17 protein-coding genes are annotated in these 20627 nt (G+C 45.7%); 7 read left to right on the forward strand and 10 right to left on the reverse strand.

Translation table 11 applies throughout. The features are described 5' to 3' along the window. The 3 genes from QUB35_RS27210 to QUB35_RS27220 form a co-directional block, all read right to left on the reverse strand. Nucleotides 1-632 (reverse strand): IS607 family transposase (locus tag QUB35_RS27210; RefSeq protein ID WP_333144786.1); only part of this gene is annotated, 632 nt, incomplete at its 3' end. 92 nt (nucleotides 633-724) lie between these two features. Continuing rightward, nucleotides 725-1837 (reverse strand): glycosyltransferase, encoded by a 1113-nt coding sequence (locus tag QUB35_RS27215; protein ID WP_333105143.1) that lies wholly within the window; start codon nucleotides 1835-1837, stop codon nucleotides 725-727. 481 nt (nucleotides 1838-2318) lie between these two features. Continuing rightward, the gene (locus tag QUB35_RS27220) at nucleotides 2319-3791 is read right to left on the reverse strand and encodes a site-2 protease family protein (protein ID WP_333144759.1); all 1473 of its coding nucleotides are present in this window, start codon (nucleotides 3789-3791) and stop codon (nucleotides 2319-2321) included. Nucleotides 3792-3824: 33 nt separating this feature from the next. Between QUB35_RS27220 and QUB35_RS27225 the strand changes: the two genes are divergently transcribed. The 4 genes from QUB35_RS27225 to QUB35_RS27240 all read left to right on the forward strand — a co-directional run bounded on the left by QUB35_RS27225 (nucleotide 3825) and on the right by QUB35_RS27240 (nucleotide 9216). After that, the gene (locus tag QUB35_RS27225) at nucleotides 3825-4499 is read left to right on the forward strand and encodes an MBL fold metallo-hydrolase (RefSeq protein ID WP_333144760.1); all 675 of its coding nucleotides are present in this window, start codon (nucleotides 3825-3827) and stop codon (nucleotides 4497-4499) included. Nucleotides 4500-4776: 277 nt separating this feature from the next. Further along, the gene (locus QUB35_RS27230) at nucleotides 4777-5337 is read left to right on the forward strand and encodes a sugar O-acetyltransferase (protein WP_333144761.1); all 561 of its coding nucleotides are present in this window, start codon (nucleotides 4777-4779) and stop codon (nucleotides 5335-5337) included. Between the two features lie 309 nt (nucleotides 5338-5646). Next, nucleotides 5647-6111 (forward strand): hypothetical protein, encoded by a 465-nt coding sequence (locus tag QUB35_RS27235; protein ID WP_333144762.1) that lies wholly within the window; start codon nucleotides 5647-5649, stop codon nucleotides 6109-6111. Nucleotides 6112-6807: 696 nt separating this feature from the next. Beyond that, nucleotides 6808-9216: a cache domain-containing protein gene (locus QUB35_RS27240; RefSeq protein ID WP_333144763.1), complete on the forward strand. Its 2409-nt coding sequence runs from the start codon at nucleotides 6808-6810 to the stop codon at nucleotides 9214-9216. Nucleotides 9217-9661: 445 nt separating this feature from the next. Here the strand turns inward: QUB35_RS27240 and QUB35_RS27245 are convergent, their stop codons facing one another. Beyond that, the gene (locus QUB35_RS27245) at nucleotides 9662-10261 is read right to left on the reverse strand and encodes a cytochrome b/b6 domain-containing protein (RefSeq protein ID WP_333144764.1); all 600 of its coding nucleotides are present in this window, start codon (nucleotides 10259-10261) and stop codon (nucleotides 9662-9664) included. A 197-nt stretch (nucleotides 10262-10458) separates the two neighbouring features. Here QUB35_RS27245 and QUB35_RS27250 point away from each other — a divergent pair, with 197 nt between their 5' ends. Together QUB35_RS27250 and QUB35_RS27255 are read left to right on the forward strand one after the other, a co-directional pair. Further along, nucleotides 10459-11040 carry a manganese efflux pump MntP family protein gene (locus QUB35_RS27250; RefSeq protein WP_333144765.1) on the forward strand — a complete coding sequence of 194 codons (582 nt, stop codon included), beginning with the start codon at nucleotides 10459-10461 and terminating at the stop codon, nucleotides 11038-11040. A gap of 211 nt (nucleotides 11041-11251) precedes the next feature. Further along, the gene (locus tag QUB35_RS27255) at nucleotides 11252-11806 is read left to right on the forward strand and encodes a glutathione S-transferase family protein (RefSeq protein WP_333144766.1); all 555 of its coding nucleotides are present in this window, start codon (nucleotides 11252-11254) and stop codon (nucleotides 11804-11806) included. A 173-nt stretch (nucleotides 11807-11979) separates the two neighbouring features. Here the strand turns inward: QUB35_RS27255 and QUB35_RS27260 are convergent, their stop codons facing one another. The 3 genes from QUB35_RS27260 to QUB35_RS27270 form a co-directional block, all read right to left on the reverse strand. Beyond that, nucleotides 11980-12117, reverse strand: a complete 138-nt coding sequence (locus tag QUB35_RS27260) for a photosystem II reaction center protein K (RefSeq protein WP_006634808.1) — start codon at nucleotides 12115-12117, stop codon at nucleotides 11980-11982. A gap of 60 nt (nucleotides 12118-12177) precedes the next feature. Beyond that, on the reverse strand, nucleotides 12178-13308 hold the full coding sequence (tgt, locus tag QUB35_RS27265) for a tRNA guanosine(34) transglycosylase Tgt (RefSeq protein ID WP_333144767.1): 1131 nt from the start codon (nucleotides 13306-13308) through the stop codon (nucleotides 12178-12180). Between the two features lie 496 nt (nucleotides 13309-13804). Continuing rightward, nucleotides 13805-14254, reverse strand: coding sequence for a hypothetical protein (locus tag QUB35_RS27270; RefSeq protein ID WP_333144768.1), 450 nt, complete (start codon nucleotides 14252-14254; stop codon nucleotides 13805-13807). A 261-nt stretch (nucleotides 14255-14515) separates the two neighbouring features. Here QUB35_RS27270 and cobS point away from each other — a divergent pair, with 261 nt between their 5' ends. Then, complete coding sequence (gene cobS, locus QUB35_RS27275) at nucleotides 14516-15313, forward strand: adenosylcobinamide-GDP ribazoletransferase (protein ID WP_242722367.1); 798 nt, start codon at nucleotides 14516-14518, stop codon at nucleotides 15311-15313. 316 nt (nucleotides 15314-15629) lie between these two features. Here cobS and QUB35_RS27280 read toward each other — a convergent pair whose 3' ends face one another. The 3 genes from QUB35_RS27280 to QUB35_RS27290 form a co-directional block, all read right to left on the reverse strand. Next, complete coding sequence (locus QUB35_RS27280; RefSeq protein WP_333144769.1) at nucleotides 15630-16256, reverse strand: hypothetical protein; 627 nt, start codon at nucleotides 16254-16256, stop codon at nucleotides 15630-15632. A gap of 145 nt (nucleotides 16257-16401) precedes the next feature. Further along, nucleotides 16402-18480 (reverse strand): WD40 repeat domain-containing protein, encoded by a 2079-nt coding sequence (locus tag QUB35_RS27285; protein ID WP_333144770.1) that lies wholly within the window; start codon nucleotides 18478-18480, stop codon nucleotides 16402-16404. Between the two features lie 358 nt (nucleotides 18481-18838). Beyond that, nucleotides 18839-20590 (reverse strand): hypothetical protein, encoded by a 1752-nt coding sequence (locus tag QUB35_RS27290; protein WP_333144771.1) that lies wholly within the window; start codon nucleotides 20588-20590, stop codon nucleotides 18839-18841. Between the last annotated feature and the right edge of the window lie 37 nt (nucleotides 20591-20627).

Consider the following 20627-nt stretch of genomic DNA (forward strand, 5'->3'; position numbering starts at 1 on the left):
TTTAACTCTGCCACGTCCTGTACTGGTTTGTCAATAGCATTTTTTAAATTTTCTTTGATTTCCTTGGAGTAATTTCGCCAACCGTACAGCCGACAGGAGAAACAGTGAATTATTGCCATCAGGTCTTCTACTAATTCATGTTGAGGAGACAGTGATTCTTGGTTGGCGACTATAATTTCACATCCGACTGATACGGCAAGTTCTTGGATGAATTCAAAGGCAAATCTGCACATCCTATCTTTGTGTGCAATTACAATTATTGATATTTCACCTTTGAGCATTGACAGCATAATTGCTAGAAACTTTTTTCTTTTAAAGTTTAGTCCGCCACCAATTTCTGATACCCAGTCGTCAACGCTCAGTCCTCGTCCCAAGCAGAAGGCTTCCATCGCTAGCAACTGGTTTTTTAGCTCTGGCTTTTGCCCGCTGGATGAAACTCGACAGTAAACTACGATCTTTCGTTTGGCTTCTACGGGCTTCAAGCCGTTGGCTATCAAGAAATCGTCTTCTGTGTAGAACCGATGCCCCGACAGGGTGCGCTTGGCTGGTAGTTTTCCTGAAACATCCCAACGCTGGAGTGTTTTTACTGACAATCCGAGCTTTTTCGCGAATTCGTGTGGTTTAAACAAAATGGTACACCGTAGCTTTGTCTATAAGTGTACCATTTTGTCTATTTATTCGCTACCTAGGTACTAGCTCCCATCCCAAATCCCAAATCCCAAATCTAAAATCGGCTGACCATTTTTTCATGAATCATCTTCATCTGTGACAGTTCTTCCAGCAGTCCCTGCGGTAGAGGAATTTTCACAGATTCCAGCATACTTTGAATCCGATGCCTCCAATCGTGACGGGCTAAACTCTCAACATAGTTGCGTTTGTATATAGAATTAAGCCTCACCTCGTCCTGTAAAAGTTCATTAATGAATTCAACACTTTTTTGCGGGTCATCGGGCAACTCAATAGTAGCATCTTCCCAATTCATCAACTCATCCATTAGAGGTGTAGTTGGACGCTTCCCAACTACCGCACCGCCAGTCGCAGTACCATAAAACCAACGCAGTGTAATAAACGAGTAAGGAAACCGACGCATACCAGGATAGAGAGTGTCAAATGCCAAGGTGAGTTTGCTATGTCTGAGAATGTGAAATAGCAGCCGAGTATCTGGCTCGTCTCTACGCATTTCGTAAGGCAATTTCGGAAATTCCTCTGCTGTTCTGGGCGTAGATTTATAGTAAATTTGTTCGGAACCAGGTTGATTGAATTTATTTAACAACACAGTGTCATAATGTGAAGGTATCCGCCCGAAGCTTGTTAAATCTATTGAACGCTTGAGTTGACACGAACCCTGAGCGAGAACATCAGCAGCAAAAGGGATCAGGGATACTGGTATACCAAAACGTTTTTTCAGTTCATCTATAATTTCTGGAAGTGCCACGAATAAATGATCTAAATGATAGACATTTTTTGAATAAATTTCCGGTGCCCAAGAATCGAAAATATAAGCGATGACAACATCAAAACGCTCCCTCCACTTAGGTATACTTGAGAGTAGTTCCAGATCGGCTCCTGATATCCCAATCATCAGTAAAACATTAGGTTTGTCTGACAATTGAGGTAAAGGTGGTAAATTATATACACCTGTAGTAGACTTAACAGCTTTACGGATTACTCGACCAGCTAGCGGATAAAGTGTGGATGACCACTGGATTACATCGCGGGCAGATGGTACCAAAAGTTGTGCGTTGCAGGTTCGTACCACAATATTTTCTAATTCAAAAACAGGGTCCCAGGAAACGCTCGACCATAAACCCCGTGAAGAAAGTACAAAAATATTCATAGCTCGATTTTAATTTTATTAAATGATCCCGCACATTATACCAAAGACGAGGGGACTAGGGTAAATTCAATAGTTCTGGACGCAACAATCCTATGGATAGAGGCAACGCCGGAGGGATTGCCCCTACGAAACGCTATATGAACGCTATATGTATAGGCGGTGCGTAAGTCCTGTTTAATTAAATTTGAAATGCCAATTCCCCTGAATCGACTTCCCAATTTACCTAGCTACTAGCTAGCAAATCTAGCCGATCGCACCTATGGCAGCACTTGCAGTGGGTGAATCTATCCCGTAATCAGGGAAAACAATAACACATCTATGGTTTCAATGTCAATATTGATGATAATTTTTTAACAATATGTATTTTGCCGCGCTCGTCGCGATCGCGTCTAGAAAGAGCGGGTTGATAAATGCTAAAGTCCCTAGGATTTATGAACCTTTTCCTTCTTCCTATTTCCCCTTCCCCTTCCCCTTCTTGAGACTAAACATTTAACCACTCAAGGAGTACCCTGGGCGCGGGTAACAAAATCATTAACAAAAGCCCGATCGCCAGCAACCCCAAAAAATCCCGCCGATTATCCAATTCACTGACATCATTCAACGCCGGTTCGTCGTTTAGCGGCGTGAAAAACAAAATAATCGCCCACAGCAGCAAACCCTGTTCCAAAAAAGAAAGCAGCAGCATACAAAGTCTAGCAACTTGCCCGATCGCCATACTCGCTCGCTGGCCGAACATCGCGTGTACAATGTGCCCGCCGTCGAGTTGTCCCACCGGCATCAAATTAAACGCCGTCACGATCAAACCCAAATAACCCGCCACCGCTACCGGATGCAAATCGATCGCAGTTTCCGCATTGAAAGCACCACCCAAGGTTAACTTGCTCAAGAGACTCATCAGCAGCGAAAAATTGGGTTTGAAAGAGTCAAAATTTAACATTCCCGACTTGTCTGACAGCGGTACAATTGTCGAATGATCCAAACCCCAAATTAATAATGGCACTGCCGCAACTAAACCCGCCAGGGGCCCGGCAATACTAACATCAAATAAAGCTCGGCGGTTGGGAATTGGGCTCCGTATTTGAATGAAAGCGCCAAAAGTTCCCAAGAAAAAAGGAATCGGAATAAAATAAGGCAAAGTCGTGCGAATTTTGTAAAATCGGGCAGCTAAATAGTGGCCGGATTCGTGAATTCCCAAAAAAGTAATTAGAGCCAGCGAGTAAGGCAAACCCTGCAGCAACATTGATGGGTTGGACTGCAAAGCTTGTTCAGTAACTCCGGCAAGTCGCGCCCCGACAAGCGTAGTCGTAAACACCGTGATTAGCAGCAAAGCTAAGGCGAAAAATGGCCGGGTTACAGATTCGGTTGTGACAGGAGTTTCCCCTGATTGGTGGCTGGGATTGGGAACGATAGCAAAAAAAGGTTGACCGCTCAAGCTGTTTTGAAATACTACTAAAAAGCGATCGCCAAAAAGCCTCTCCACATTCTCCCGAATCGCCTGATAAGCCGCCTCCGGGTTTGTCCGCAACTGTCCGCGACAAATTACAGCCTGCGGCCGAAATTCCAAATCTCGCAAAAAGTAAATTGACCAAGGAAAACAATCGCGCAAACTCGCTTCTTCTTCTTGATTGATCGGGCGCACGGGCGGTTTTGGCTTTACAGGTTCAGTCGCAGAGTCTGCTACCTGCTCAACAGTTTCCGCCGTAATTTTCTTGCGCCCCAACTGTACCAAAAACCAATACAAAAAAGGGCAAACCAGAAAAGGTATAATTACCAACTCCGGCGGTACAGTTTTGCTGGTGCCGTACACTAACATCCAACCACTCCAAATCAGCGCGGGCGCCATCATTACCAGCCACAGCAGCCATATCGGAGTCCTGGTGATGCGGCTGGTGCCGTTCTGCAACAAGAAGTACGATATCAGCCCCAATACGAACAACCATAGTAAAAAGAACATAATATTTATCCCATTCCCTTCTGAAATACTTCCTTGAAACAACAGAGTTCAGTCTCCAAACAACCCAGGCCCGTGCTCGACAATATCCTGGCTTTCCCCCCTAACCGGGATACCCTGGGTGCAACAGCCTATTTCATTGTAGAAAACCAAACTAACATCCTGGTGGATTGTCCCGCTTGGGATGAGATTAACCAAACATTTTTGCGGGAACACGGCGGCGTGCGACTGCTGTTTCTCACCCACCGTGGCGCTATCGCCCAGGCGCGGGAGATTCAGGAAGCCACGGGGTGCGAGATCCTGATTCAAGAGCAGGAAGCTTATTTACTGCCGGGTGTGAAGGTGACGGTTTTTGAGCGAGAATTTGTGGTGAGCGATCGAATGAAAGCATTTTGGACTCCTGGCCATTCTCCTGGTTCCTCTTGCCTTTATCATAGTGGCAGCGGTGGAGTGCTGTTTTCGGGCAGACACTTGCTTCCCAACCTCGAAGGTGCCCCAGTACCGCTGTTGACGGCAAAAACTTTTCACTGGCCTAGGCAAATTAACAGCGTCAAGTCAATTATCGATCGATTTTCGCCGGAAACTTTACAGTATATTTGTCCCGGTGCAAATACTGGTTTTTTGCGGGGAAAAGGATCGATCGATCGAGCTTTTGAGAAATTAGCCAATCTGGATTTAGCTGTTTGTTTGCAGTCAAAACCTGAACCCTAAATGTATGCTACAAAATCAAAAAATGATCTGACGCGCTAATTATAGCGGTAAGGTGCGCCTAAGCTGTTGTGCATTTAAATTGTATATTTCGAGTCCCGATCAAAAATCGTCAAATCCTCTCCCCCTCTCCCCTTCTCCCCCTCTCCCTCTCTAGTACCATAGGCAATCTAGATGCAACACAGCTTAGCGCACCCTACATTATTCTTCAGTCACTTAGAAAGGAAGTTTGTTGGTGAAGTAGCGGTTGAAACCGCCGATTCTTACCGTGGAAAAAACTGTGGAAAAAACCGAAAAACAAAAAATGCTTGCCGGCGAATTGTATTTAGCTGCCGATGAGCAATTAATTTTAGATCGCCAGCGAGCCCGCCGCCTCGCCAGAACTTACAATTCAACCCGCGAAGACGAACCAGACAAACGGTTAGAAATTCTCGCCGAATGGTTCGGTGCAGTTGGCCCAAAAGTTGAAATCGAGCCACCTTTCTACTGCGACTACGGCAGTAATATTTATGCGGGAAACGGATTGTATATGAATTTTGGCTGCGTGATTCTCGACTGCAATCGAGTTAATATTGGCGAAAATTTATTGTGCGGGCCCAACGTACAAATTTACACCGCTTTTCACCCCACAGACCCGGAAATGAGAATTTCTGGCCTAGAACTCGCCGCTGAAATTAATATTGGCAATAATGTTTGGATTGGCGGCGGCAGTATTATTTGTCCAGGAGTCACTATTGGCGACAATAGCACGATCGGCGCAGGCAGTGTTGTTGTCAAAGATATTCCCGCAAACGTTGTGGCGGCGGGGAATCCTTGCCGAATCATCCGGCATCTACCTTGATGTGGTACGATCGACACAATCGTGCGATCGGCTCCTTGGAGCTTAACCAAAAAATTTTAGGTATTAGAACAGCCGGTTTAAGATTTTTCACGTAAAATCCCCGAAAAAAACCGTGCAATAAATCTCAAATCTAAAATCTAAAATCGCTTAATATCAAATCCGTTAGCATCGGAATAGTAAATTCGAGTTCACGGTTGACTGTTGACAGTGAACAGTCAACAGTCAACAGTCAACAGCCAACATCATTCCGGTGTTACCGGAAATGATATAATTTCTCGTTCCCGGTTTCCACACTACCAAGCTTTTCTTATGACGACTGCAACAGTTTATCCCAACGCTCCTGATCTCGGCACCGACGACTACATAGCAGTCGGTGTAGCTACCTGCTTCATCAAAGAAGAAGGCGAAGTTTTTGAAGTGCAAGTAATCGAAGCTATTCCCTCAGCAGCTTTAGAAGCAATTGTGAAGGGAATTCCCACATCCTATTTAATGGTTTGCGGGACGACTTTGGGAGCAGTGCTCGACGGCGAAACACCCAAAATGTTGCCAGAATTCCCGACATCCGCTCAGTTTAGCGAAGAATTTGGCTTTCGGGCGATCGCTGCTGCCCGCACTTACAAAATCCGCCCCCAAGCTCAACTTCACATTCCCTTGGGAACAGTTCGCAACGACTTTACTTATTCCTTAGAACGCAAAAGGGTGCTCAACTCCGAGCGCATCATTCGCACTGAAGACAATGTGAAACAGCACGAACACACTCACAAGGTTCTTTAAACAAATCCCGCAACTGGGGCAATTTAGCAGTGCCTCAGCCAGCGGATGCACGGAAAATAGTTTTGATTGTTGAGATGTAAATTAAAGATTTAACAAGTTTTTCCTTCATTAATAATGAACGAAAAACTTTTAATATTTCGTTATTAAGCAATACTGCGGACAGTTTTTGATTACCAACCGTAGAATAACGGTTTCAAGGCGATCGCGTACTCGAAATACCAACCGAAAATCAAGGGTTTCAGACTACGAACTAAAAACAGTCTGGACTATTGATTAATACACACACCAAACATCTCAACCTAAAATGTCTACTGCTCACATCACCTAAATAACATAAATTATTAACGACTGTAAACAAAAATTAAGTAGTTGATAAACTTTTTTAATTGGTCAAAAATGTGGTATGATATTATTCCTGTTTAACAAAGTGATATCAAATCGGGTAGCCTCGGAATTAATATTACCCACCGCTAGGACACGGCAGTGCCGTGTCCCTACAATTAATCTGGGTAGGGAAACGGCACTGCCGTGTCCTTTATATCATTTCGGTGCAACCGGAAACGAGAGGATCTGCTCGGGGGGAAAAAATTAAAAAATCCCCGCAATTATTGAATGCTAGTAGTTTAAGACGACTGGCAGGCGGGCGAGTAGATAGTAGGTGAGCTAAGGATTTCAATCTCACAAATTGGTCAAACCATGCGAAGCTTTGCGAGAGTAAAGTGGTGGAAATTAACTCAACTATTGCCAGCGGGATTAAAGGGCGAATACCATCTTGGGTATCAAACTGCGCTCTTAATTTTGGGGGGAACAATTCTGGCAGCTAGCATTACGGGTTGTATCAGCTATCAAAGCGTTCGCCGCTTGATTATCACCAAAAGCGAGCGAAATGCTTTGTTAGAAGTTAGGGAGCGGGCAAACAAGATCGATCGCTGGCTCGGCACTAGAAAGGCTGAGATCGAAATCCTCGCCCACACTCCTCCCGTTCGTTCGATGAATTGGTCAGTGGCACAGCCTTATTTAAAATCGGAAGTAAATCGACTGCAAGAATTCCAGCACTTGGCATTAATTGATCCCGACGGTTCTTATTTCACCACAAAAGTGGGCAGATCCTTGATTAATGTTAGCGACCGCCAACACTTCAAAAAGGCAATGGCTGGGGAAGTCTATGTTTCAGATCCTACCATTTCTCGCACGCTCAAAAAACCAAGAAGGATTGTTCCCATTTCGGCTCCAGTGTGGTCAAGTTCGGTAAATTCTCTTGATAAAACAACCGAAAAGCCGATCGGAGTAATGAACGGCGTCATTAGCATGGATCGAATTGCCGAAGTAGTAGGAAAGCTGGAATATGGGGCAGGAACTTACGCTTTTGTTCTCAATTCTCAAGGAGTGCCAATTGTCCATCCCGACGCTCGATTAATCGGAAATATCCACAAGCCGGCTCCGAGTCTTTTAGAGTCCGCAGATGCTAATTTGGCGAATGTAGCGCGGGAGATGGTTTATCAAAAAACGGGCATTGTGCTGACTCAAATCAACGACGCCAGAGTTTATGTTGCCTATCTTCCTTTAGAACAAGCTGAATGGTCGATCGCCGTTGTAATTCCCCGCGACAATCTCGAAAAAGAACTCCTTCCTTTCAAGATACTAGCAGTAGCCGCCGGCGTACTTGCCGCCGCAGCTATTTTCGCAACAATGGTGGCGCTCAAGCTGTTTGTCCTAAATGGCATTCGCAGTCGCACAGAAGCCCTTCTCCACCGCTTGACCGGCCGCATTCGCGCTTGCTTGGGCCTCGATCGCATCCTCCAAACTACAGTAGACGAACTCGGTACTTTACTGAAGCTCGATCGAGCAATTTTCGCATGGTACGACCCCCGACAAGATACTTTAGAATTTGGCTGGGAATATTGCCGGGAAGGTTTGCCGGGGCGCTTGGGAATCTTTGGTGTTCCAGGAGGGCCCTCTGGAGATTTAGCTGCACGGCTTCACCGCTGCGAAACGATACTGCTACATAAAACCGCCGCCCCTGATGCCACAGCGTCTGAGGAACACGCCCATATCGAACTCACAAATCGTCACTACGCAGCAGTACCCGTACTAACTCAGAATCATCGGCTTGGATATCTGTTTGCCTGTGCAAAGCGCCGGTTTGCGACTCCCGACGAGGTGGAAGTTTTGGAAGCAATTGCAGACTCGCTGGCGATCGCAATTTCCCAATCCCAACTCCACGGGCAAATTCAAGAAGAAATCCAACTTTTGGAAGAAGTATTAGCCAAACTCATAATCACCGAAGAGCATTTAGTACAAAGCGAAAAAATTACAATTGTGGGTCAACTAGCCTCCGAAGTTGCTCAGGAAATTAATAACCCGATTAACTTTATTTACGGCCGCCTGATTCACCTCAATGATTATATCAAAGATTTGCTTAGTATAATTCGCCTCTATCGAGAACAATATCCTGAGCCTGTGCCACGAATTGCCAAAAAAATAGAGCGTTGCGACCTAGATTTTATCAGCAAAGAGTTGCCACAAATCCTCAATTTTTTGAAAATAGGAGCCGATGGCATTCGCCAGATAGTCCTGGCTTTGAGGAAATTTTCACTTCCTGACGAAGCCAACAAAGAACACGCCAACGTTAATGAGAGCATCGACAATCTTTTGCTGTTGCTGGCTCACAGACTGGAGCAAAAAATATTAGTAGTCAAGGAGTACAACAACCTGCCACCAATTTTTTGTTATCCCGGTCAACTGAGCCAGGTATTCGCGAGTCTGATCATCCATGCTATAGATGCAGTTAAAAGTATTGAAAATTCCGCTCAAATTATTACAATCAAAACCGATATTGTCGAGGAATATAAAGGCAGATTTATTGTTGTAGCGATCGCCCACAATGGCTCAATTATTCCGCCGGAAATTCAACCCAGAATATTTGAGGAGTTTGGTCATACTAAATCCTTTAAAAATTTTACCGGGTTGGAGTTGTCGGTTTGCTATAAAATTATTGTAGAATTGCACGGCGGCCGCCTGACAGTTGAATCTCCGGTTCAACCTCAAATTAAATCTCAAACTGGGGGCGGTGCTGAATTTAGGGTAAAATTGCCGATCGTTTGATATCGCATTTGGCCGCCAGAGAAACCCGTCGCAAATCTTGCTAGCAAGCTGCGCGAAAAGCTTAATTTCGGTTTGTACTGATACCAATTTTTTATGAGGTTGCATAGAATCTGATCCCCCCTAGCCAAGAGGGCGGGCACGGGGGCACCGCCCCTACAAAGGGGGGGACAAGATTCCTCTCAAAGTCCCCCTTCTTAAGGGGGATGCGAGGGGGATCGAGATATGTGCAACTTCACATTAAATTGGTATGAGGACTTTAGCCATAAAACAGAGGGCTGAAGTCCTCACTACAAACCTAACGATCATTTGTTAACCCAAATTGCTATGATAGGATTATGGAAATAATAAAGGTGCAACCACAGCAAACAACCAGCCTCCCATGACTAAGACTTCCGCAACAATTAATAAAATATTTCTGTTCATTTTCAAATTAAGCATTTTCACATTAAGAGCGATCGACCAAAGAGCGAATTTTCTTCCACCAAGCAGCGGGCGAATCCTCCGGGCGATACGCGGCATCAAACATCGACAAAATTAGTGGCAAACCCCCCACCTTCGCACTCATCAACAAGTGCATTGCCAGACAAAATACCAATACCACCCAACCAGAAGCGTGTAAATAATACCAAACCCGCGTCAATTCCCCAGCCGGCAGCCATTCTTCCTTAACCATACTGCCAGAAGCGATCGCCCAAGTCAGTGCCAGCAACATCAACGTGTTCACAATCCGGTGCAAACTGTACCACCAAATCGGTTTTCCCAACTGCGTTAGTTTCCCAAAAGAATCCGGCTGCACCAAGCGTTTTTGACCTGCGTGGAAACTGTACAATGCAAAAGCCGGCATTATTCCTAACAGCAACATCTTGCCAAAAGTGCCGTGAATCCCGATAATATCTGCAATCTGGGGCACGGGGACTTTGCCAAACCGCCCATCGTAGGTGTTGTAAACCAGAAATGCGCTCACAATTGCTAAAAGGGCGATCGCAGCGTTAACCCCGTGCAGTAACCTGAGCAGCAGTGGCTGGTACAATCTAGATGGCGGCATCGTTAATTCTGCTAGTTGATAAATAATCTTTTACATAATACAGCTAAGCGCAAATTTTTTCAACCCTCGCCAATTGTGAAATAAATCTGAAATAAAAATGAAAACATTATGATAAAAACGCAATAATATCAAAATTAAGTGTAAACTAAAACAGTCAAGAGGAACACTTTATTTATAACACCTAACACTTTACAAAAATGGATGCAGCCACTACCATCTTACTTTCCTTGGGACTAGCAGCAGATGCTTTTGCTGTCGCTGTTTCGAGCGGTTTAGCAATCAAACACATGAAGGTCAATAAAGCTTTAAAAATTGCCTTATTTTTCGGAGGTTTTCAAGCTTTAATGCCCGTAATAGGATGGTTAATCGGTCTTAGTTTTAGTTTTTTGATAACACCGATCGACCATTGGATAGCTTTTGGGCTGTTGAGTTTCATTGGCGGGAGAATGATTTACGAATCGCTGCAAGGCGAAGAATGCGAGAAAAAGTTCAATCCCTTAGATACGGGGACTTTGATAACGCTGTCGGTGGCGACGAGTATCGATGCCCTCGCAGTTGGTATCGGATTTGCTGTCCTGAAAGATTCTATTGCTCTTGCGGTGACTGCGATCGGATTTATTACTTTCTTTTTAGCCTTTGCAGGCGTGTTTATCGGGAACAAGTGCGGCAACTTGTTTGCTAATAAAATTGAGATATTGGGCGGAGCAATTTTGATTTTTATTGGCAGCAGAATCTTGTTTATGCACTTGACAGAACTGCCATTAGTCATTAGTCATTAGTCATTAGTCAGCAGTCATTAGTCAGTAGTCATTGGTAATGGAATGGGTAATTGGGAAAAAGGTAATTGGCAAAAAGATAATTGGGAATTTTCCCAAATGACAACTGACAACTGCTTTCCTAACAACTGACAACTGACAACTGACAACTGACAACTGACAACTGACCAAAAAATGCTATAACAGCAATATTGCGTTAAAGGATAAAAATTTTGTGCTGAAACTTTACGGCGGAGCCCGCAGCAGGGCCTCAATTGTCAAGTGGTATCTAGAAGAAATAGGAATTCCTTACGAATTCGTCACCCTGGATATGCAAGCAGGGGCACACTTGCAGCCAGAGTATCTCGAAATTAACCCGATCGGCAAAGTACCGGCAATTGTTGATGGAGATTTTAAACTTTGGGAATCCGGCGCAATTCTGCTATATTTAGCTCAAAAACATGGTAAAATGCCAGACACTTTGGAGCAGCAAGCTCAAATCGTGCAGTGGGTCACGTTTGCTAACGCCACCCTGGGGCCGGGAATATTTACAGAAGCAACTCGCGATCGCGAAACTCCCAAGTTGTTAAAACCGTTAAATGAAATCTTCGAGAAACAGCCATTTTTAATGGGTGATGAATTCGGCGTCGCCGACGCAGCAGTCGGGTCAATTTTAGCCTACATTCCGATGATGCTAAAACTCGACCTCAGTCCTTATCCGGCTGTTGTAGATTACATCAAGCGGATCACAGAAAGACCGGCATTCAAAAGTGCGATCGGCGGTAGCTGAAGCAAGGCACTACACGGATTAATTATTCATCTCTCTCTTCTCTTCCTCTGCGGTCTCTGCGGTCTCTGCGGTTAAATCATTCCGAAACAACCGTAAACGAGATCAGCCCAAAAACTCAACACGTAAAAGCAGGAGCAATTCATAAATTGCCCCTGCTTTTAGCAAAATCAAACTTATCTGAATCCTACAGCCGCCTGCCAAACAAAAGCCAGCAGCAAGAAAAATACGGGAATGACCGGCAAAACATTAACCAAAGGCTCAAAAATCGAATAAGCTTCGGGCAGTTTTGCTAAGAGTAATGCAGCTTCCATGAATCAACCTACCTATCCAACACAATTTTCATAATTGTCGCATATCTTCACCCACGGCAATCATGATCGATCGACTCTCGGTGCAAGCCAGTAGGCAAACTCTTCAGTAAATCGATCGGCAAAAATCGCCTCCCGCATCCTCCCAGTAAAGCGAATCAACTCCGTCACATTGTGAATCGCAAGCAAAGTATACCCCAGCACTTCGTTAGCCCGCGCCAAATGGGCCAAATAAGCCCGACTGAATTTTTGGCAGGTATAACAAGGACAAGACTCATCCAGCGGAGCAAAATCGTCCCGGAACCGAGCATTTTTCAAACTCCAGCGTTCCCCACCAACAAAAGCCGTCCCGTGGCGGGCCAGCCGAGTCGGAATCACGCAGTCAAACATATCTACCCCACTCGCCACCGCCAGCGCCATTTCCCGATAAGTCCCAATCCCCATCAAATAACGCGGTTTATTGGCCGGCAACAGGGGCGCAGTCACCTTCACAATCTCTGCGATCAAATCCCCCGATTCCCCCACACTAACGCCGCCGATGGCGTAGCCTGGTAAATCCAAATCTACCAACTGGTTCGCCGCGCGCGATCGCAAATCAGGGAAAACGCCCCCCTGGACGATGCCGAACAAAGCTTGATCCGGACGCGAGTGAGCTTGAATGCAGCGTTGCAGCCAGCGGTAAGTGCGATTTGTGGCCGCCTCCACCTCCTCCCGTGTAGCCGGGTAAGGGGGACACTCGTCAAAGGCCATAATCACATCGGCGCCCAACTGATTCTGAATTTCGATCGATCGTTCCGGCGTCAAATTAATCATGCGGCCATCGCGGGGAGAGCGAAAAGTCACCCCATTCTCAGAAATAGTCCGCATTTGGCTCAAGCTAAACACCTGAAAGCCACCCGAATCCGTCAGCATCGGGCCCGGCCAAGCCATGAATTTATGCAATCCGCCCGCGCCTGCGACAATTGCTTCCCCCGGCTGCAAGTGCAAGTGATAAGTATTTGCCAAAACCATTTGAGAACCCGCCGCCTCAAGATGTGCAGGTGTCAAAGTTTTGACATTAGCTAGCGTCCCCACTGGCATAAATTTAGGTGTTTCCACAACACCGTGGGGAGTAGCAAAAACCCCTGCACGCGCTTGGGTATGGCTGCAATTAGCCTGACATTTAAAAGAAAATTTCGCCTTGTCCTCAGTCATTAGTCCTCGATGCTCGTTAACCGCTACTCGGCCGTCCGTGTTATTTGAGATGTTGCACCATTCTCAATTACTTGTTTAGGAACAGGCTTTTCGGCCTGTTCCACAAGAAAATTCACTCTTTGTGGAACAGGCCGAAAAGCCTGTTAAGCGAGAATGGTGCAAGATGTGAGTGTTATTTAATCTATTGTTGTTGACATCGCGACAAAAAACTCATGACCGAGAATTTCTAGATGGTACCCGCCACGTGATTTATCCGTGGAATCAATCCAAAACCGACAATCGAAAATCCTCAAGCCCCCGAATTTATCTCGCGCAAGTCAATCCAAAATCGACAATCGAAAATCTAAAATCGAATGACCCCGCCCAAAAACGGAGACAAGTTTCCGACAATCGTCGTGGAGGGCAAAAAATTTTAGACCTTAGTTCTACCTCCCAGATTCACGGCGCTGCGAGTAAATCTAAAATCTAAAATCTAAAATCTAAAATCGACTGACCATTAAAAGGGGGAATCATCATCATCCAATTGCAGATCCCAGTTGCCTGAGAGTACCTGATCGACAACCGCATCCAAAGCCGCAGCATTTAAATTCCGGGCGAATTGTTCTTGCAAAGGATTGGAGAGGGGAATTAACCGCAACAGCCGTCCGTCTTGAACCAAGTCAAAATAAGCACCATCGACCGGGGACTGTTTCAGTTCCAGGTAATCAAAACTATACACGTTCAAATAAAGCGCATGATTGGCAATCAGGGTAGAACGGTGGGGGTTGGCGAAGACTTCGAGTACATAACCTTCCCCTTCGCTATAAATCTGGCCATCTTGTATGTGAAGGTAGCGGACACGTCCTAAATCAAACAGCAATCTTTTGATATCGCGTTTGTTGACGACAATCCCTGTATCGATGATGCAAGGAGCAACTACCCTGTTATTCAATTGATCGTGACTCATGGAGTAAAAGCCTCTGTTGTAGTGTATGTTCCCGTCTTGAAAATCAGGGAGTTAGCTAGAATTTTTGGGAAGGGAAACGCGGATCTTGAGTTTAGTCTTTTTAGATAGGGAGCTTTGGGATCGCTGCCGACAGAGGTTTTCCGGGGAAAAGAGCGGGCGACAGGAGGAATGCTCGATCCAAAAAACTAGGGTGTTACAGTCCAATTCTGGCACACGCTAATCGATTGACAACTGCATACCAGATGAAAAATTTTCTATCTTATGGTGCATGATAAATGGGTTCGCTCTACGATCGACTTTTTCCGGAATCAAGGCGCTGCCATCGCAGCCGCAGTCGCTTTTTATACTTGTTTGCCGGTACCGGTGTCTTGGACTTTGGAGTTTCGGGGCATTGCCCGCTTGGCACCGGCGATCGGGCTTTTGATTGGGGGGATGGTGGGACTGGCGGATGTTGGGTTGCAGTTGTTGGGAATGCCTGCTCTGACTCGATCGGCCTTGGTGGTAGTCTTGGGCATCGCGGTGACTGGCGGGCTGCACCTAGACGGGGCAATGGACGCGGCGGACGGGCTGGCTGTACCCGACCCCGTGCGTCGGCTGGAAGTCATGCGGGACAGCGTTACAGGGGCTTTTGGGGCGATGGCTGCGATCGCGATCGTGCTGCTGAAAACTGCCGCTCTCTCGGACTTGAATAACTATCGCTGGCTGGCTTTGATGGGTGTCGCGGGTTGGGGGAGGTGGGCCCAACTGGTGGCGATCGCCCGCTATCCCTATCTCCGGGCAGAGGGTAAGGGAGCTTTTCACAAGGAATCGATTTATTCTCCTTTTGATTTTATACCGGGAGTGCTGTTGCTGCTGAGTTTGAGCGTGGTGCAAGTTGTCTTGGAGGGCGATCGGTGGCTGTTGGCGGTGGGGATGGCTTTGGGGGGAAGTGCGATCGGGATTTTTGCCGGAGCCTGGTTTAACCACCGTTTGGGCGGCCACACGGGCGATACTTACGGTGCTGTAGTCGAGTGGACGGAGGCTTTATTGCTGTGTCTTTTGGCGGCTTTGGAAGGTTGATTAAAAGTAAGATTTTTTCTCACATTTGCTAACAATCAGTTACATTTGCCTTCTGGTGTTCATGTCATATAGAATGAATTTAGCCACTCAGATGTAGGTGAAAAACCTTGGTAGTACGCAACCGCTATATAAATAAGTTGCCTCTACATTATCAAAGCAAATAATCAGATTGGCGTGGGGCTGTAAGCGATAACCAAGCTGAAGGCAAGAATATAAGTGCTTGTAGAAAATTCTACGGGCATCGGTTGATACGCCTTGGTTGAGATCTGATCTCAACTTATGTATTTGTTAGCAAATGTTAGCAAAAAAGTATCGGTTAAATTGTTTCTGAGTTAACGGCATCATTCTGCATCATCCAAACGAAAAAGCTGAGGATTTGCTCGACAGGGGGCAGAGGATAGACGGATAAGTCGATCGTCACAGTTTGGTTTTCGAGTTGGATAAATTGCCATTGAATGCCATTACTCACGCTCCCATAAATGATGGGGATGTTTTTTTCTTTGGCTTGATTGAAGCGTTGAGCGGCAACCATTTCGGCAATACACTGACCCAATCCGCTTTTGAGGTCGGTCTTTTTAGCTTCGACAATTACAACGGCGGGGGCTTCAATTTCTAGGACTTCGGACGATCGCGTCAGCAGAAAATCAAACACTCCATTCAGTCCGACAGCTTCGTCGATGGTGAAATCTTCGCCGGAGAAGAGGCTAATTTGGCGATCGAGAATCCGCCTCACTTCCAGCAGTACGGGATAGATGATTCCTTCCGATCGCGCTTTTTCACTTCCCGATGTAGCGACGATGGGGAGGCTATCATTGAGAGTACCGCTGAGAATGTCTGAGGGTGCGATCGGGTTTAGCGGAGGTATAAAGCGAGTTCCCTCTTGGACTGTGAGACCGAAAGCTTGTTTCGCTTTGGCGATCGTAGTAAATTGACTGTATGGCATGATTTTTTTATTTTACACACTTTATAGGTTTGATTTCGAGCGTTTCAATACAGCGCTTCATTAAGGAACTTTCCTAATTATGCTAGGAAATTTATGTCATTGTTTTTTAATTCCTGAGTTTGATGGTTAAAGGGTGATTGAAACTTTACGGCACTTCCCACACTTGGATTGTTCGCTCATTACCCCCACTAACAATAGTTTTGCCATCGGCGCTCATGGCAATGTATTTACCCAAGTCTGAACCTGAAAGAGTTTTTATCAATTTTTTGTCCGGCAAGCTCCAAATTTTGATGGTTTGATCGCTACTTCCACTGACCATAAGTTTTCCGTTCTGGCTGATAGCTACCAAATTAACTGACCCTGAATGTTCTGTAAGGGTTTTACTCAATTCCCCAGTATGCAGATTCCAGACTTTGATGGTTTTGTCCCCACTGCCACTGACAATAGTTTCCCTATCCGGGCTAATAGCAATGGAATTAACTGAACCTGAATGCCCTGCAAGAGTTTTTATCAATTCTCCACTATACAGACTCCAGACTTTGATGGTTTTGTCCCCACTGCCACTGACAATAGTTTGTCTGTATGAGCAGATGGCAATGGATTTTACCGAAGATGAATGTCCTTCAAGAGTTTTTATCAATTGTCCGCTATGCAGATTCCAGACGTTGATGGTTTTGTCGTTACTTGCACTGAGGAGAATTTGCCCATCCAGGGTGATGGTGGCGGAATTAACTAAGCCTGAATGTCCTGCGAGAGTTCTTATCAATTTCCTGCTATGCAGGTTACAAACTTTGATAGTGCAGTCTTTACTCCCACTGATAAGAGTTTGCCCGTCCGCGCTAATAGCTAAAGAATTAACCGCGGTTGAAAGTCCTTCTATAATTGCGCTAAATTCTTTAGTATGCAGATTCCAAATTCCGAGCTTGTTGCGACTCCCACAGATAAAAGTTTGCCCATCCGGGCTGACAGTCACAGAATTAACGGATGTTAAATATCCTTCAATAGTTCTTATCAATTCCCCGCTATGTAGATTCCAGGCTTGGATTTTATAGTAACTCCCACTGACAAGAGTTTGTCCATCCGGGCTGATGGCAAGGGAAGAAACCAAAACCGAGCCTGAATGTCCTCTAAAAGTTTTTATCAATTCCCCGCTATACAGATTCCAGACTTTGATTGTACGGTCATTCCCACTGACAAGAGTTTGCCCATTCGGGCTGATAGCAAAGGAACAAACCGAGATCAAGCGTGGAGGTGTTGTAAGAGTTCTTATCAATTCCCCGCTATGCAAATTCCAGACGTTGATAGTATTATTATTACTCCCACTGACAATAATTTGCCCATCCGGGCTGATGACAAGAGAATAAAGCGAGCATGAATGTCCTGTAAGAGTTCTTATCAATTCTCCGGTATGCGGATTCCAAACTTTGATGGTGCAATCGTAACTCCCACTGACAAAAGTTTGCCCATCCGGGCTGATAGCAATGGATGTAACTGAAGATGAATGTCCTGTAAGAGTTCTTATTAATTCCCCGCTATGCAGATTCCAGACTTCGATGGTACCGTCACGGCTACCACTGACAAAACTTTGCGCGTCTGGGCTGATGGCAATAGATACTGTATCGGGGGATGAATGTTTTGTAAGAGTTCTCATCAATTCTCCGGTATGTGGATTCCAGACTTTGATGGTGCCATCGTAACTCCCACTGACAAGAGTTTGCCCATCCGGGCTGATAGCAATGGATGTAACCGAGTTTGAGTGTCCTGTAAGAGTTCTTATCAATTCCCCGGTATGCAATTTCCAAACTTTGATGGTTTTCTCGCTTTGACCCCCACTGACAAAAGTTTGTCCGTCCGGGCAGATGGCAACGAAATCAATTAAACCTAAATGCCAGCCAAAAGTATACGATTTCCCTCCCGTCCTCCACAGGTTGTATTCTTTTAAAATCTCTTCCACTCTCGGTTCCGATCTATCTCGAAGCGACAAATATGCAGCTTTTCTTACTTGCTCTGATTCATCTTCTAAAGCACGAATCACCAAATATAAACCAGCTTCTCCATACTTAAGAGCTTCGGAGACAGCGGCAATTTTTTGATAAATAATTGTACTTGCCAAGCGCTTTTTTACACCTTCAATACCTCCCAAAACAGCAGCGTTAGTTGGTATTGAGGATTGACCGCCAAGGACGGCATCGTATTCTTTAGGCTCATTATGATTTTGTGTCATAGCACTTTGATCAGTTTAATATACAAAATTTGATTAAACTTAACTCTTGTTTTTGAAGCTTTTACCTATTGTTCAAGCATTATTTTCAACCAATTTAACAAATAGTAGTGAGATCGGCGTGCGCCAAGACTTTGCAGGTGACGAGAAACCGGGTTTCTGCGACAAATTTCGGTTGAGTACGAAAAATACACTCAGAAACCCGGTTTCTGAGATCGTGCGCTATAATTCCTGTCGTTGGGTGGCGATAAACCGGATTTTTTCACCTAATACCCCTGAATGTCATGGCATATTTTGGTTAAAAACCCGGTGTTAAATGAATGGAAAATGCAACTGCAAATTTTCCATTCATTCTCACTTTTTACGCTTTCGGCTCAACCCAAACAGTCATCCCCTCAACCCTCAAACCTTTGCCGCGAGTGCCGCAATATTGACCGTTAGCAGTAACAGGAGTATCGCCCACATTCTGGATGTGAGCCGTATAAAATACGTCATACTTATCAGCTTGCGGCCCAGTCAGCCGCGCGGCAAATCCCTCAATCCGCTTGGCTTTGCCCCGGAATCCAGCTAACTCCCCTTCCGAGATCCAAGCAGTATCGCCAACTCCTTCAACGTGAGCCATGTACTGCAAATTTAAACCGGCAACGGGAGGCTCTATTTTAATTTGAAATCCTTCCACGCGGCGGCCTTGAGCTTTAGTACCCGCGTATTCTCGATCGCTAAAAGTTCGATCGCCAATTCCTTGAATATGCGCCAACACTTTTAAACCCACAGGCGCCGCAGCTTGCGAACTAGCAGACGGCGCGATCCAAACTTTGATACCCTCGATCCTCAAAGCTTTGCCACGAGTGCCACAATATTCGCCGTTGGAGGACACGTCGGTGTCGCCGATATTCTGAATGTGAGCGGTATAAAATACGTCGTACTTATCAGCTTGCGGCCCGCTCAACCGCACTGCAAATCCTTCAATTCGTTTCGCTTGACCCCGAAAACCGGCCAATTCTCCCTCGCTGAGCCAAGGAGTATCGCCAACACCTTCGACGTGAGCCATGTACTCGACATTTAAGCCGGGAATTGGGGGATCGATATTAATTTGAAATCCTTCGACGCGCCGCCCTTGACCCTTAGAACCCGCGTATTCTTGAGAACCGAAAGTTCGATCGCCAATTCCCTGAATGTGCACCAAAACTTTGATTCCCAAAGCGCCCTCTACTGCCACCGCTGGTTGAATGTCCCTAGGTGCTCCAAAAACAATGTTCCCGGAACCGGTTGTCTGAAGAGACTTAGGTACTTCCACACTGGGAACAATAATCACCTCGTGCATGGGGGCAGAAGGTGCGGGGGATTCCAAAATCTGGATCTGTGGCGCAACTGTAACTTGTTTCGGTGCCACATTTCCTGACGGGATGACAATCACTTCTGGCAAAGGTTCGGCGCTGATTTTTTGTTCTGGCGCTGGTTTAAATGCGGGTTCGACTTTTGCAGGTGCTGCTTTTACCATCTCAGCAATGGTTAATTTGCCTCTGGAAATGGCTACGGCTATTTGTTTGCCAAAAGCGGCGCTGACTGTTTCTTCGAGGATTACCCACTGTTCGTCGTCTAATTTGTCTTGCTGTTCCACCAGGGCGAGGACTGCTGAAACTGGGTGTTTGCCGCTGACTAAGGATTCTGCGTCTGAATGCAGTTGAGTTGGGGTTGATTCGGAAATTGCGCGCTGCAGTTCGCGGGCTCTGGCATGAACTGATTGTAAGGGCGCGAAGTCGCTTTGTTCGCGGTGGGCGATCGCCAATACTCGATCGATCACTTTCAATGCTGCATCGCGAATTTCTGCTTTACCTTCAGAAGCTGCGGCAGTCTCGACTAAGTTTTGAATGTCTTTGAGGGAAGTAATTTCCCCTGGGGCGATCGCGGAGTTGTTTGCTTCGAGAGCTTGTTTTTGGACTGCAGCAAAGTTGCGGCTGTAGGTGGCTACTTCTTGCAGCAAGCTGTCAGAGGGAGGAAGGCCGGAGTCTTGCAGTTGTTTTGCTGCTTGGGATAGGCGATCGGCCAAATTAGCATAAGTTTCAGATAGTCGGGCTATTTGTTGTAGCAAATCTTTATGAGCTAGTTCCATATGGGTCTTGCAGTAAATATTTAACTTGCTGATTATA

Origin of the sequence: Microcoleus sp. B13-B6, from assembly GCF_036705405.1 — a bacterium.
Taxonomy (GTDB): domain Bacteria; phylum Cyanobacteriota; class Cyanobacteriia; order Cyanobacteriales; family Microcoleaceae; genus Microcoleus.

Excerpts from the sequence above, each read along its gene's own strand:
- QUB35_RS27285 (WP_333144770.1), bottom strand. The coding sequence starts at position 18,480 with ATGACACAAAATCATAATGAGCCTAAAGAATACGATGCCGTCCTTGGC.
- QUB35_RS27245 (WP_333144764.1), bottom strand. The coding sequence starts at position 10,261 with ATGCCGCCATCTAGATTGTACCAGCCACTGCTGCTCAGGTTACTGCAC.
- tgt (WP_333144767.1), bottom strand. The coding sequence starts at position 13,308 with ATGACTGAGGACAAGGCGAAATTTTCTTTTAAATGTCAGGCTAATTGC.
- QUB35_RS27240 (WP_333144763.1), top strand. The coding sequence starts at position 6,808 with ATGCGAAGCTTTGCGAGAGTAAAGTGGTGGAAATTAACTCAACTATTG.
- QUB35_RS27260 (WP_006634808.1), bottom strand. The coding sequence starts at position 12,117 with ATGGAAGCTGCATTACTCTTAGCAAAACTGCCCGAAGCTTATTCGATT.
- QUB35_RS27215 (WP_333105143.1), bottom strand. The coding sequence starts at position 1,837 with ATGAATATTTTTGTACTTTCTTCACGGGGTTTATGGTCGAGCGTTTCC.
- QUB35_RS27290 (WP_333144771.1), bottom strand. The coding sequence starts at position 20,590 with ATGGAACTAGCTCATAAAGATTTGCTACAACAAATAGCCCGACTATCT.
- QUB35_RS27280 (WP_333144769.1), bottom strand. The coding sequence starts at position 16,256 with ATGCCATACAGTCAATTTACTACGATCGCCAAAGCGAAACAAGCTTTC.
- QUB35_RS27220 (WP_333144759.1), bottom strand. The coding sequence starts at position 3,791 with ATGTTCTTTTTACTATGGTTGTTCGTATTGGGGCTGATATCGTACTTC.
- cobS (WP_242722367.1), top strand. The coding sequence starts at position 14,516 with ATGGTGCATGATAAATGGGTTCGCTCTACGATCGACTTTTTCCGGAAT.
- QUB35_RS27235 (WP_333144762.1), top strand. The coding sequence starts at position 5,647 with ATGACGACTGCAACAGTTTATCCCAACGCTCCTGATCTCGGCACCGAC.
- QUB35_RS27270 (WP_333144768.1), bottom strand. The coding sequence starts at position 14,254 with ATGAGTCACGATCAATTGAATAACAGGGTAGTTGCTCCTTGCATCATC.
- QUB35_RS27250 (WP_333144765.1), top strand. The coding sequence starts at position 10,459 with ATGGATGCAGCCACTACCATCTTACTTTCCTTGGGACTAGCAGCAGAT.